Origin of the sequence: Sporosarcina sp. ZBG7A (assembly GCF_000813425.1) — a bacterium.
In the GTDB taxonomy this organism is placed as follows: Bacteria; Bacillota; Bacilli; order Bacillales_A; family Planococcaceae; genus Sporosarcina.
The window spans coordinates 12,773-26,417 of record NZ_JWIB01000028.1 but is presented as its reverse complement, the minus strand read 5'-3'; the positions used below and the strand labels follow the sequence as shown (position 1 = coordinate 26,417).

The following is a 13,645-nucleotide window of genomic DNA, read 5'->3' as shown; positions in this document are numbered from 1 at the left end:
ATTCAAGAAGGATTCTTTCACCTTGAAAGAATCCTTTTCTTTTGCGAAAGGAGTCCTGGCTAATGAATCTGCGAACTATGCCATTTTCAATTAAATTCTTTATAGCTTGCATCGGATTGGTAGCTTCTCTATTCCTTGCAATGATACTAGGTGCAGCGAATATTTCCGTGTCTGATGTGTGGCTAGCAATTATAGGCGATTCAAGTAAAAATAGTTTGATTTTAAGAGAGATCCGTTTCCCTCGGGAACTGGCTGCGTTACTAGTCGGTTCTGCTTTGGCTGTTTCAGGTGCCATCATGCAAGGGATGACAAGAAACCCTCTAGCTGATCCAGGTTTACTTGGCTTAACTGCTGGTGCTAATGCCGCTCTCGCCATTGCAATCGCACTAGTTCCTTCCCTCAATTATTACGGGATTATGATCGCTTGTTTTCTAGGAGCAGCAGCTGGGGCTCTAGTAGTCTTCGGCATCGCTTCTGCAAAGCGTGGTGGCTTCTCACCTTTCCGTCTTGTTTTGGCAGGCGCTGCTGTCTCGACTTTCTTCTTTGCGGTTGCTGAAGGGGTCGGAATCTATTTTAAGGTGTCAAAAGACATTTCCATGTGGACAGCTGGAGGTGTGATTGGTACAACTTGGTCTCAACTTCAAATTATTACTCCGGTGATTGTTATCGGGATAGGAGTCGGCCTAATTTTGTCCAAGCAACTAACCCTACTAAGTTTAAATGAAGAAGTAGCTGTCGGATTGGGTCAGCATACATTCAGGATCAAAATGATTTTGTTCATCCTAACTATTCTTCTGGCTGGATCTGCCGTTGCTCTAGTAGGAAATCTGGCGTTCGTGGGACTTATGATTCCGCATATCGTTCGCGCAATAGTTGGCACTGATTATCGGTTTATACTGCCAATGTCTGCAGTTGTTGGTGGTGCATTCATGTTGCTTGCGGACACATTAGGTCGGACGATGAACGCACCATACGAAACACCTGTTGCCTCACTCGTTGCAGTCATGGGCTTGCCGTTCTTCCTAATTATTCTCCGTAAAGGAGGGCGAGCTTTCTCATGATTCAATCTAAAGTGTTAAGAAAACAGCGTCTCTTACTGATCATATTTAGCATCCTTTCTCTCGGAACTGCAGTTGCAGCCATTGCACTCGGGCCAGCTTCCGTAGATCCTGGTCGCATCTTCCCTGCACTTTTCGGCAATGGTACATTTAAAGAAGAATTTGTTTTGTTTTCTATTCGTCTCCCCCGTATAGCCATAACGTTCTTAGCAGGAGCAGCCCTTGCGCTTTCTGGCTCGATTCTTCAAGGAATCACACGGAATGACTTGGCGGATCCCGGAATTATTGGCATTAACGCTGGGGCAGGTACTTCCATTGCAGTATTCTTTCTATTTGTACCTGTTGAAACAGGTGCGTTAGTGTATTTGATGCCGATTGTCGGGTTAGTTGGGGCATTTTTGACCGCATTTCTAATCTATCTCTTCGCTTACGATAAAAAAACAGGAATGCAGCCGGTTCGATTGGTGTTAACAGGTGTGGGGTTTTCTCTAGCACTATCCGGTGTCATGATCGTTCTCACTTCTTCAGCGGATCGTGAAAAAGTGGATTTCATTGCGAAATGGTTAGCGGGAAATATTTGGGGGTCTGATTGGCCATTTGTCATTGCACTATTGCCCTGGTTACTTATTCTTGTTCCATTCGCGTTATATAAAGCGAACCGATTGAATGTATTGGGGTTAAGTGAATCTGTTGCCATTGGAATTGGTGTTTCTGTTGAGAGAGAACGTATTATTCTTCTCGTCACTGCAGTCGCGCTTGCAGCTTCAGCTGTTTCCGTTACTGGAGGAATTGCTTTTGTTGGGCTAATGGCACCTCATATTGCAAAGTCTTTAATCGGTCCACGAAGTCAGCTCTATCTTCCAATCGCTATTCTACTTGGCGGCTGGTTATTATTGCTCGCAGATACGATCGGTAGAAACATATCCAGCGTAGGGATTATTCCAGCAGGATTAGTCGTGTCCTTAATCGGTGCTCCCTACTTCATCTATTTATTATTACGGAAATAATAAAAACACGATCCTCAGTTTCAGAGGATCGTGTTTTTTTGATTATCGTAATTTAGTTGCGCCACCGTCAACCATGATTGTTTGTCCAGTGATGTATGATGCATCTTCACTCGCAAGGAAGACTGCAACTCGACCAATATCGCCTTCCAATTCGCCAAGACGACGCATTGGAATATTGTTGATCATTTTGTCAAATGCTTCAGGCTGGTCTTTTTTCCACTGTTGGATACCAGGTGAATTGGCAATCGGTGAAATTAAGTTCACGTTGATGCCGAACTGACCCCATTCGTTAGCTCCTACACGAGTAATCGCACGAATCGCTTCTTTTGCAGCTGCATACGTACCTTGCATAACATCTCCGTTAATACCTGCACCTGAAGAGAAGTTAATGATTGTCCCTTCAGTCTCTTTCAAGTGTGGGTATGCGGCTTGCATCAAGTAAAACGTTGGATAGAAGCCCGTGTTAAAGGAGAAATCCATATCCGCTTGAGTTGCGTCAGCTAGCAAAACTTGACGTGATGCGTGTGCGTTATTGACAAGAATGTCTAGTTTGCCATACTTGTCGACAACTGTTGTGATGATATCTTTCAACTTGTCGCGATCTGTAAGGTCCGCTTGAATGAACATGCTTTCAGGTTGGAACTCCTGAAGTTCTTTCACCATTGCTTCGCCAGTTTCAGCGTTCAAGTCAACGATTGCTACTTTCGCGCCTTCCTTAACGTATGCTTTTGCCATACCACTTCCGATACCACCGGCACCGCCAGTGATTACTGCTACTTTACCATCTAATTTACCCATAAGTATCACTCCTTTTCATCAATACTAGTTTAACACTTAAATAGTGTTAAATAAACTTTCCTGTTTCAGTATTCCCCCTTTTCGCTTCAATACACGGAAGTTCGAATTCACTGTAATATAAGAGTTCAGCCATGGTTATCTTTGCTCAACTCTGTATAGAATATAGGCATGTCAACTGCATCCCTTGATATATCTATTGTTTTTTTGTTATGCTTCTACAGTGTATAACTTGCGAAAAAATAATTGACTGAACAGGAAGGAGATGCATGTATCGATTAGGAGGAATTGAATGAAATCAGTAACTAATACTACAAATGAATATAACGAAGAAATAGAAGAACTGGAAAGTGACTATTCGCTTGACCGAGTTCCTCGAGAAGACCGTACGAAAAGTTGGTTAAGCATTACCAACATTACATTCGGAATCGCAACAGCCATTTTTTACTTCCAGATGGGAAGTGTCATGGCTCTCTCTTATGGGGCAGCAAATGCTATGATTTCTTCAGCTTACGCAATCATTGTCGCAGGGATATTAGGAACAGTTATCGCCTATTTGTCTGCGAAATCTGGGATGAATGTAAATCTCCTGTCACGTGGTGGAGGTTTCGGATATATCGGATCCTCACTTACCTCACTGATTTACGCATCTAACTTCATTATGTATTGTGCGTTTGAAGGGTTAATTTTAGTATCTGCAGTTCACCACTTTTTCCCTACCCTCCCAAAGTGGATTCTCATCATCGTGTTCGGATCAATCGTCATCCCCTTGAATTGGTTCGGAATTGAACAGCTTGATAAATTGCAAAAGTGGTCAATGCCAGTATTTGTTGTGTTTTTAATCACTGCAATCATTATCTCGTTTTATAAACCTGCAGTGTACACCGGAGCCGTATTCTCCTATATGCCTGAGGGTGTCACACTAGGTGGTACCGCATTACTTATGTGCATTGGTATGCATAATGGTATCATGGGTCTGACAGCTCTCCTCGCTTCAGATTATGCACGTTTTTTAAAGCCTAAGGATATTAAACTAGGCTCTTTTATGATTGGTTTTATCCCTCAAATCTTTTGTTTTGGAGTAATGGGTGGTTTAGGCATCTGGTTTGGTGTTCGTTTTATGGAACCCGATCCAGGAGTTTATATTGTCCTGTTGCTCGGTATTGGCGGAGCTTTATTTACTATGATTACTCAATTACGCATTAACGTAACGAATATTTACAGTAGCTCATTGTCGCTTTCAAACTTCTTCGAAAACATGTTTAGGTTTACTCCCGGACGGCGTTTTTGGGTAGTTGTATCAGGGGTTAGCGCAATATTGCTTATGCTTGCAAATATTGTCGATCATTTAAGTACGATGATGACATTCCAAGGCGTATTTTTACTCTCTTGGGCAGCGATTCTAGTAACGGATGCTCTTGTCGTCAAAAAACTCATGAAGATCGGACCCAATTATTATGTTGCTCGTCAAGAATATTTGTATCGCTGGAATCCAGTCGGTGTAGTATCACTATTAGTTGCAAGTCTTCTTGGAACCCTTGCTGCACTTGGATATATGGGCATTTTCTTAGAGTCTACAGCAGCATTTTTCGCCGCTGTTCTTGCTTCTATACTTACTGTACTTCTCGCAAAGGTAACCAAAGGAAAGTATTATTTGCTTCGTGAGCCTGACGATATCCACGAAAAGGACCGCTTAGCTTAAATCGTTTTTTTAAAATGCCTGTGATGACACTATTTTTTCGCATTTAAAAAAAGGAGGATGTTCTTACATTCTCCTTTTTTATATTCTTTTGCATTTTCAATTCTTTATTGCTATAGTTAATAACCGTGAAATCACTACAATTATCTTAGGGGGAATCATGAGAAAAATTTCAAGCGTTTTTTACATTACGATCGGACTGATCATTTTGGCAGTTGGCTACGGTGTGCTCGCGCCGCAAAGCTTTGCCGAACAAACCGGAAAGATTCAAAACTTCGTCGCATCTACCTTTGGTTGGTATTACCTCATGCTGTTGTCTGTACTCGTTATCATTTGTCTGTTCCTGATCTTTAGTCCATTCGGGAAAATAAGACTTGGGAAAGACACAGACAAACCCGAGTTTTCAACAGTATCCTGGATTGCCATGCTATTCTCAGCCGGTATGGGCATCGGACTTGTCTTTTATGGCGCTGCAGAGCCACTTTCACACTATGCTGTCATGTCATCGACAGGCGAACTCAATACTCCATCAGCATTTAAAGAAGGTTTACGTCAATCCTTTTTCCACTGGGGTATCCATGTATGGGCAATGTACGGTTTTGTCGCCTTATCTCTAGCATTCTTCCAGTTCCGTAAGGGAGAACCTGGTTTAATTTCTTCAACATTGAAGCCGATTTTTGGGAATAAGATGAATGGCCCTTGGGGTGTTCTTGTGGATGTTCTCGCTGTGTTTGCAACCGCTTTCGGTGTTGCAACTACTCTCGGCTTTGGCGCTGTACAAATTAATGCAGGGTTAAATTATTTGTTTGGAGTTGAAATAGGAACTCAGTCTCAATTCATCATCATATTAGTTGTGACTGTACTTTTCATCATTTCAGCTTGGAGTGGTCTTAGTAAAGGGATTCAATACTTATCCAACTTGAATCTTGTACTTGCGATTGCTTTACTGATCTTAGTTGTAATACTTGGTCCTACCTTATTAATCTTTAATATGTACTCAGACTCCCTAGGGGGTTATATAGCGAACTTCGTGAAAATGAGCTTCTCCACTTCCCCATTGAATTCAGAAAACCGTCAGTGGTTGGATATGTGGACCATCTTTTACTGGGCTTGGTGGATTTCTTGGGCACCTTTCGTTAGTATGTTTATTGCACGTGTGTCCAAAGGACGTACCATTCGTGAATTCATGATTGGTGTTATGATTGCACCGACAATTCTTTGCACATTCTGGTTTACAGCTTTTGGAACGACTGCGATTGAAGCTCAGAAAGCAGGAGTCGTCAATCTTGCGGATAAAGCTACTGAACTCGTGGTCTTTGAGTTGTTTAGTACATTACCTTGGGGCGTATTCATCTCCATTGTTGCAATTGTCCTGATCGCTTCCTTCTTCATCACTTCTGCGGATTCAGCGACATTTGTGCTAGGCATGCAATCCAGTTATGGATCACTGACACCGCCGAACAGTATCAAACTCATATGGGGTGTACTTCAGTCGGCAATCGCGTTAATTTTACTTTCTGTTAATGGGTTAGATGCATTGCAGAATACGATTATAATAGCTGCCCTCCCTTTCTCGTTTGTCATCTTGTTGATGATATTCTCTCTTTTAAAAGCATTAAGTACAGAGTTGAATCTCATTAAAGCAAAGCGGAAATAAAATAAGACGTCCTATCGATTTCGTTTATCGATAGGACGTCTTATTAATATGATTTTTTTATGCACAAGAAACCAACTATGCATCTAAAGTTCCTCATACTATTAAATTTCTTTTTTAGTAAACTTGTCGAGTGTTGTGTTTTTCAGCAGTTTTGTAAGCGTCGTACATTCCCCATATCCAAACAATTGGATACGTGATAAACCCAATTAATACAAACATTAGAAGTGAATTGATAACTTGCACTCCAATTAGTATGAGACCTTTCAGGATTTGACCATTATAAATCTGTCCGACACCGGTCCAAAAAAAGCTAAGTACAGCTGCTAGTCCTGGGCTTTTCATAATACGTTATTACCTCCTTCATTAAAAAAATATCCCGATTACAGCTAATCCTGCTACAATCCAGAAGCCTCCGGTAGCAATCGCATCGCCTGAAATAATCGGTTTTTTTTGCAAGAAGTCGATAGCGTGTATATCCTTTTTCAATTCACTGATTTCGTCCTCTAACGCTCTCACTTTAGTAGTAAGGGTATGCACTTCTTCAGTCACTGTACTTGGATAACGTTCTGGTTCCGTCTTCTTCAATGCATTTTCATCCACCGTAACACATCTCCCCTCAAATAGACACAAATACACTTATGGAAAGTATATCAAGTATAATGGTGAGTAGATAGGTTTTTCAGTTAATTCTTTTCAGAATTGATCATCACAATCTATGATACACTTTTGGTTAACCCCTTTTACCGCAATTGCAGGAACGTATACTGGAGGTCTATACATATGAATCAGGACGATCAGAAGAATCAAGATGAATTCAACCGAGAAAATCATTTTCCAAAAGACGAAGACGATAATGTTTCTGAAGCCTACGAAGTCAACGAGGTCGATCATTTAGAAGGACCCGAACTTACGCAAGAAGAAATAGAAGAAGAGGAGTTTCGCCAGCTTGTTTTGGAAGCACAACGGGAAGCACTTGCAAAAGAAGCTTACCTTCGTAACAATCCGCAGCCAAGAAAACGCAGAGTCCCTAAATGGATTGTATGGCTCATGGCATTGGTTTTACTTTTTCAGCCTGTCGCTTTCATTTTCGATATCTATTCATTACCAGCAATCGATTTTTTAAAAACATCAGCAAAGTTATCTAAACGGGAGGACATTACAAAGTGGAAACAATCCGTTGCTGTTGTATTGACCGAAGATGGAAAAGGAACTGGTTTTTCTGTATCTCCTGATGGGTTGATTGTGACAAATAATCATGTGGTCGAAAATACAAAACAGATTACAGTCTCATTTGAAGAGCAAGGTCGCTTTTCAGCCTCTCTTATTGCACAAGATTCCGTTAATGATTTAGCTATTTTGCAAATTAAAGATCCACCAGATGTTCCATCGCTAAAACTAGCGGAAAGCCCCACTTACACACCTGATTCCAAAGTCAGTTTCATCGGAAATCCTTTGAACTTTTTTGGAATCGCAAATGAAGGAAAACTGATAGGAGAAAGTGAATGGGCGGGGCGTAATGTACCTATTATACTTTTGGATGCACCGGTTTACAGAGGAAATAGTGGAAGCCCCGTTTTCCAAAATGATGAGGTCATCGGTGTTGTCTTTGCGATAACCGAGCTTGACTCCCATGGTAAAGTTGGGATGTTCATACGGTCAAACGAAGTGTTGGAGTTATTAAAGGAAGTCGAATAGACAAAAAAGTCCGGAAGCTAATATGGCTTCCGGACTTTTTTGTTACTATTCGTTTTTACGTTTCTTCGTATTTTTCGTTGCTTTGTCTGCTTTCTTAAAGTCGTCCACATATTCTACTTCTTGAGCTGAAGAAAGTTTGTTGTTTTTCTCAGTCATCATTTCATGTGGCTCTTTCTTTTCCGTCATTAGTCATCCTCCTTCAAAACTAGTGTACAAATAGTTTTTCCAGATAAAGACGAACTATTCCTGTCAGATCATTCCTGTTTGAATTCAGGCTCCAGGCGCTCCATGAATTCCTCAAGAGCACTATACCCTTGCTGTTTTAAATACCAGTTGTTTGCAGCTGCTTCGATAAGCCCAGCGACATCCCGCCCTGGTTGTAATTGGATTTGAATATAAGGTATAGGTACACCCATGTACTCAGTAAACTTCTCGTCTAATTCCAGTTCATTGTTAAGTGAGTTGTCTTTCCACTCTGTCAATTCGATATCGAGAGCGATTCTAGTCTCTTCTTGAAACGCAGCACGTCCATATAAACGAACAACGTTCATTAAACCGATACTCCTAAGCGCCAAAAATTCCCGGTTGGTCTGGTTGTGGGTACCGAGTAACGTTTGAGGACTGAGTTTTCGAAGTACGACGATATCATCCGCTACAAGCCGGTGTCCCCTGCCAATCAGTGTATGTGCAGTCTCGCTCTTTCCTACGCCGGATTTACCACGCAGTAAAATTCCAATTCCCGCTACATTGACGACTACTCCATGAATTGCGATTTCTTCTGCCATCGAGCTAATGACAAATGCGTCTAATTTCGCACTCGCCACACCCATAGAATCTGGAGTTCTTAAAACAGGAATTCCGTTTTCCGTACAATACGTATGTAATCCATAGGGTTGGTCCTGATTGGAAGTGATTAAAATACAAGGTGGATCATATTCGACAAGATTCGAAATTCTGCGTTTGCATTCATCATCAGTAAGCGTATGTAAATAGTTGACCTCGTTTTTACCGAGTATTTGAATATGTCCTCTCGCTATGAACTCAAACGTATCCATGAATTCCAACCCTGGACGACGAACTTTTGTTTTTTTCAGCGGTCTTTCCAAGTGGTCGCTTCCGGATAGAATTTCAAATGAAAATTGGTGTACAATGCTTTGTACGGTTAGCTGTATCATGAAGGAACACCTTTCGTGTACGGTTTGTTTAGTCTCAGTTTATCATAAACATTTTTCTGATGCAGTGTTGTATTATATTTTCTAAAATCTATGTTCACGTCATCTTAAGATTCCGCAATAGATATTCAAAGAAAATAAAAAAGAATTTTTAAAAATAGGTTTATAGGTTGTTTTGCCGGGTATAGATTACTACAAGGCGAAATCCAGGAAGGCGCTAAGCGCTTACTTGGAGAAATGCACAGCCTTGGCGGGAAATTTGCTGTACTGACAAAGCATCACCGTAAGAAGAGTTACGAGTGTTTGTAAGACCAGTAAGAAGTAAGTTTTTTGTGCAAGTGCAACCTAAACAACCGTTTCTCTTCGATTTAAAGAACGATGAAGTGAAATGCGTGCAAGAAGAGTTTGCAGTATGCTTTCGATTTACCCGTCAGCTACACGCAACTAGTTAAAACAAATTTTCCGCGAATGAAGAGGCGTCCGATATATGGACGCCTCTTTTTCATTTCTCAAAATCAGGTGAGGTTTTGGATTTACTTCATCTTTTTCATGAAAAATGGTTTTCCTATTCGTTCCACTAAGCCTGGAGCTATTGCATGAAGTTTGCTAGTCAGACCCATCACCCTTGGTAAATCTACTTGCCGTCTCGGCTGATGAACCGCATTTACGACAACTTTGGCTACTTCCTCTACAGTAAGCAAATGCTTACCAACTGCACCCCTATAGGTACCACTATCATCTGCTTTGTCTAAAAAGGCTGTGTCGATTGGACCTGGATGAATAACAGATACGTCGATTCCATAATGTGCAACTTCCATACGTAACGCATTCGTGTATCCAATCAATGCATGTTTCGTCGCTGCATAGACAGCTGCTTTTGGTGTCGCCACTTTTCCTGCTTGGGAACCAATATAAATCAGATGTCCACTTCTACGGTCCATCCATGACGGTAGTATCCTTTGTGTCAGCTGTATCGGTGCTGTCACGTTCACTGAAAACATTTGCTCAACCTGTCTATCTTCAGTTTCATGAGCAAGTGCAAACTTTGCAACTCCTGCTGAGAAAATAATGACATCCGGCATTTCCAGCTCACGTAGCAAGTGATCAGTCGCTCCCTCACCTGTTAAATCTAGTTGAATCGCATATGCCCCAAGAGCTACAAGCTTAGCCAGAATTTCTTCTGAACGCCCCGTCACTTGGACACGATGACCTTCAGATATTAGCCTCACTGCAGTTTCATAACCAACTCCACTGGTAGCTCCTGTTATTAAAATTGTTTTACGCTTTCTCATACCGATGAATTCCTTGATCGTCTGTTTTTAGAACAACCTTGCCTAGCTCTAATAAGTAATCCATTTGACCAAGTGTCTCTGAGAGTGTCAGACCAAGCTCCCTTTTATAGGCAGCTGGAAATAATTGCACGGTCAATTCGAAGACAGATTGCGGACCAACTGACAGCATATCGTAAACCTTCATTGCCCGCTCGTGCTGTTTCTGCAGTCGCTTCTCAATAAGGTCATGAACACCAGTTACAGGCATTCCATGTCCGCTGTAAACCTTCTCTACAGGCAGGTCAAGCAATCGTTTTAACGAAGCGTTATATTGCAACATTGTTTTTGGTCGGGGATATTCAGGACTTTTCGGAGGTTCTACGAGTGGATTCGAAGAAACCTTTTCCAGCAATAAATCACCACCGATAAGTTCGTTCCGTTCAGGATTCCAAAATGATAAATGACTTTGAGCATGCCCTAACGTCTCAAGAGTCGTCCACCCAGGATGTCCCGGTATTTCGTCCCCTTCAGTTAAAATATGATCAAGTGGACGCTCTGCCATGAAATCAGCAGCGCGTTTCATCTTCCCTACAATTCCTAGCGCTTTTTCAGGAACCCCTTGCTCTATAAATCGCTCCATATAAAATTGGTCGTGAAATTTTATAAAATCCGGGTCTCTCGTTAGCCAGAGATTATTGTACTCATGGCCGTAAAGTTCTGCGTTCGGAAATGCATCCACCCAGCCTGAATGATCTGGATGATGATGTGTAAGAATGACTTGTTCAATATCCTCCAACGTATATCCGGATTCTTTAAGCCCTGCCTTTATCGCCTCAAGAGCTTCGGTTGTCTTCGGACCCGCATCGAATAGACTCAGTGTATCGCCCTTCACTAAAAATGCATTAACATCGCCAACAGCATATGGCGTTGGTATCGTCAGTTGTTGAATCATGGTTTTGCCTCCAATATTGAATCACTATTCATTCTATTGTACATGCTTTTTGTACGTTCGTCATGTATCGATAACTGAATCATCAGTTGACTTATTTCAATAATCGCATAGACTGATTGAATACACGTATCTAGGAAAAGAGGGAATTCCATGGAAAAAATCGTATTTGTTGGTGCCGGATCGATGGCGGAAGCTGTGATTGCCGGGATCTGTAAGCAAGGTACTGTTACGCCTTCTAATGTTTTTGTCATGAACCGAGCAGATGAAGCACGCCTTCAATTGTTACAAAATACGTATGGCATCTCAATTGTCAGTCCGGACAAAAATGAGCTTCGAAACGCAGATTTAGTCGTATTAGCTACTAAACCTAAAGATGTTTATACCGCAATGGAACAGATTTCTCCTTTACTTAACGAACAAGCAGTTGTCCTTTCTGTTCTAGCTGGTGTTTCAATGGATACAATTGAATTAGGTCTAGGCAAACACGGTATTGCTCGCTCCATGCCGAATACATCTGCAGCAATTGGGAAGTCAGCTACTGGTATCGCATTCAATAGTTCTATGAAATCCATTGAAAAGCAAGAGATTCTTGCATTATTAAGTTCGATTGGCATCGTAGCGGAAGTTGAAGAGGATGACTTACATGCTGTTACAGCCCTTTCCGGGAGCGGACCAGCCTATATCTACTATTTAGCAGAAGCCTTAGAGACAGCCGCCATGCGCGCTGGAATTGAACAGCCGATTGCGCGCGACCTCATTATTCAGACAATCGAAGGGGCTGCATGCATGTTACGACAAACTCAAGAGGAGCCAGCACTTCTAAGAGAAAACGTGACTAGCCCGGGTGGCACGACGGAAGCAGGGCTTCGCGCACTCACTTCCGCAGGATTCCAGGAAGCCGTCTTCAGTTGCATTGAGCATGCTGAAAAGCGCTCTAGAGAGCTTGGATCCACCGAAGTTAAAGAGAGTACGAGTTCTTCCTAAAGGAATTCCTACGCTTTTTTGCTATAGTAGAGTCATTCATGAAAAGGAGTGACTCGGAAATGGCTAAATTATTTGAACCGTACACGATCCGAAATCTTACATTAAAAAATAGAATTGCGATGTCTCCGATGTGCATGTATTCTTCTCAAAATGAAGACGGTAAAGTCGAAGATTGGCATCGTGTCCATTATGGCTCAAGAGCTGTCGGTCAATCAGGGCTGATTATCCTGGAAGCGACAGCTGTTCAGCCTCAAGGACGAATCAGCCCACAAGATCTCGGAATTTGGGATGACACCCATATTGAAGGCTTGACTGAACTGACACGCCTCATTAAACAACACGGTGCTGCGGCTGGAATCCAGCTTGCGCATGCCGGCAGGAAAGCGACGGTAGATGGTGATATCCAAGCGCCGAGTGCCATTGCGTTTAGTGATGAATACAAAACACCTGTCGCAATGAGCAAGGAAGCTATTGCAGAAACTGTTAACGCATTCGCTCTTGCAGCAAAACGTGCTGCAAAAGCAGGATTCGAGTTACTGGAAATTCACGGGGCACATGGTTATCTTATTAACGAATTCCTATCCCCCCTTTCCAATCATCGAACTGATGAGTATGGCGGAAGCGCAGAAAATCGATATCGGTTCCTGAGTGAAATCATCGATGCCGTCAGACAGACATGGGAAGGTCCGTTATTTGTTCGGATATCTGCTGAAGATTATACAGAAGGTGGCATGACTTCTGAGCAGTACATTGAAATGGCTAAGTGGATGAAGAACCAAGGCGTAGACTTGATTGACGTGAGTTCTGGAGCTGTTGTTCCGGCAAAAATCGATCCGTTCCCTGGCTACCAAGTTCCTTATTCAGAAACAATCCGAACAGGTGCTGAAATCGCAACTGGCGCAGTGGGCTTAATCACCTCGGGATTGCAAGCTGAAGAAATCTTGAGAAATGAACGTGCTGATCTCGTTTTAATCGGTAGAGAACTGTTACGAGACGCGTATTGGCCGTATCAAGCTGCCCGCGAACTTCATACAGAAATTGAGGCTCCCACGCAATATAGCAGAGCCTGGAGATTTTGACCGGAATATATTACGCAAACTGTAATATAGGGTCAATCTCTTCAGAATGTCAGAGATAACTATAAAAAACGCTTCTGCTTAGATCTACTCCGTTCAGTTGAAAGTTACAAAACACAAAGTAAAGCAATAAAAAGACCGCTAATTTTCATATGAATTAGCGGTCTTTTAAATTCCAATATATGAACCTTTGAATAAAAATCGAGCATATCTCAACAATCCAATATACATACGAATCATACGACCTAAAATAAATATCGGAAGACGCATATATCTTAA

Annotated in this window: 14 protein-coding genes; 7 read left to right on the top strand and 7 right to left on the bottom strand. The window is 41.9% G+C overall.

The genetic code is table 11. The features are described 5' to 3' along the window. Positions 1–62: 62 nt before the first annotated feature. Positions 63–1,061 carry an iron ABC transporter permease gene (locus RL70_RS10660; RefSeq protein WP_082003388.1) on the top strand — a complete coding sequence of 333 codons (999 nt, stop codon included), beginning with the start codon at positions 63–65 and terminating at the stop codon, positions 1,059–1,061. Next, entirely contained in the window at positions 1,058–2,065 is a 1,008-nt protein-coding gene (locus RL70_RS10655; RefSeq protein ID WP_039043380.1) for an iron ABC transporter permease, read from the top strand. The genes RL70_RS10660 and RL70_RS10655 overlap by 4 nt, the downstream gene beginning before the upstream one ends. A gap of 42 nt (positions 2,066–2,107) precedes the next feature. On the opposite strand, the gene RL70_RS10650 is transcribed toward RL70_RS10655, so the two are convergent. Then, positions 2,108–2,863: an SDR family NAD(P)-dependent oxidoreductase gene (locus tag RL70_RS10650; RefSeq protein WP_039043379.1), complete on the bottom strand. Its 756-nt coding sequence runs from the start codon at positions 2,861–2,863 to the stop codon at positions 2,108–2,110. A gap of 289 nt (positions 2,864–3,152) precedes the next feature. Here RL70_RS10650 and RL70_RS10645 point away from each other — a divergent pair, with 289 nt between their 5' ends. Beyond that, entirely contained in the window at positions 3,153–4,562 is a 1,410-nt protein-coding gene (locus RL70_RS10645) for a cytosine permease (RefSeq protein WP_039043378.1), read from the top strand. 157 nt (positions 4,563–4,719) lie between these two features. Beyond that, positions 4,720–6,216 carry a BCCT family transporter gene (locus RL70_RS10640; protein ID WP_039043377.1) on the top strand — a complete coding sequence of 499 codons (1,497 nt, stop codon included), beginning with the start codon at positions 4,720–4,722 and terminating at the stop codon, positions 6,214–6,216. Positions 6,217–6,330: 114 nt separating this feature from the next. Here the strand turns inward: RL70_RS10640 and RL70_RS10635 are convergent, their stop codons facing one another. Then, positions 6,331–6,558, bottom strand: a complete 228-nt coding sequence (locus RL70_RS10635) for a hypothetical protein (RefSeq protein ID WP_039043376.1) — start codon at positions 6,556–6,558, stop codon at positions 6,331–6,333. Positions 6,559–6,579: 21 nt separating this feature from the next. Then, positions 6,580–6,816 (bottom strand): hypothetical protein, encoded by a 237-nt coding sequence (locus RL70_RS10630; RefSeq protein ID WP_039043375.1) that lies wholly within the window; start codon positions 6,814–6,816, stop codon positions 6,580–6,582. A gap of 180 nt (positions 6,817–6,996) precedes the next feature. Between RL70_RS10630 and RL70_RS10625 the strand changes: the two genes are divergently transcribed. Then, on the top strand, positions 6,997–7,911 hold the full coding sequence (locus tag RL70_RS10625; protein WP_052245907.1) for a S1C family serine protease: 915 nt from the start codon (positions 6,997–6,999) through the stop codon (positions 7,909–7,911). A gap of 45 nt (positions 7,912–7,956) precedes the next feature. Here the strand turns inward: RL70_RS10625 and RL70_RS17575 are convergent, their stop codons facing one another. From RL70_RS17575 to RL70_RS10610, 4 genes are all read right to left on the bottom strand, one after another. Then, positions 7,957–8,097 carry a YfhE family protein gene (locus RL70_RS17575; protein WP_082003386.1) on the bottom strand — a complete coding sequence of 47 codons (141 nt, stop codon included), beginning with the start codon at positions 8,095–8,097 and terminating at the stop codon, positions 7,957–7,959. Positions 8,098–8,165: 68 nt separating this feature from the next. Then, a complete protein-coding gene (hprK, locus tag RL70_RS10620; protein ID WP_039043374.1) occupies positions 8,166–9,086 on the bottom strand; it encodes an HPr(Ser) kinase/phosphatase in 921 nt (306 codons plus the stop codon). 530 nt (positions 9,087–9,616) lie between these two features. Then, complete coding sequence (locus tag RL70_RS10615; RefSeq protein WP_039043373.1) at positions 9,617–10,375, bottom strand: SDR family oxidoreductase; 759 nt, start codon at positions 10,373–10,375, stop codon at positions 9,617–9,619. Then, positions 10,362–11,306: an MBL fold metallo-hydrolase gene (locus tag RL70_RS10610; protein ID WP_039043372.1), complete on the bottom strand. Its 945-nt coding sequence runs from the start codon at positions 11,304–11,306 to the stop codon at positions 10,362–10,364. Before RL70_RS10610 ends, RL70_RS10615 begins: the two co-directional genes overlap by 14 nt. A gap of 150 nt (positions 11,307–11,456) precedes the next feature. Here RL70_RS10610 and proC point away from each other — a divergent pair, with 150 nt between their 5' ends. Further along, positions 11,457–12,290, top strand: a complete 834-nt coding sequence (gene proC, locus RL70_RS10605) for a pyrroline-5-carboxylate reductase (protein WP_039043371.1) — start codon at positions 11,457–11,459, stop codon at positions 12,288–12,290. 59 nt (positions 12,291–12,349) lie between these two features. After that, entirely contained in the window at positions 12,350–13,369 is a 1,020-nt protein-coding gene (namA, locus tag RL70_RS10600; RefSeq protein WP_039043370.1) for an NADPH dehydrogenase NamA, read from the top strand. The last annotated feature ends 276 nt before the right edge of the window (positions 13,370–13,645 follow it).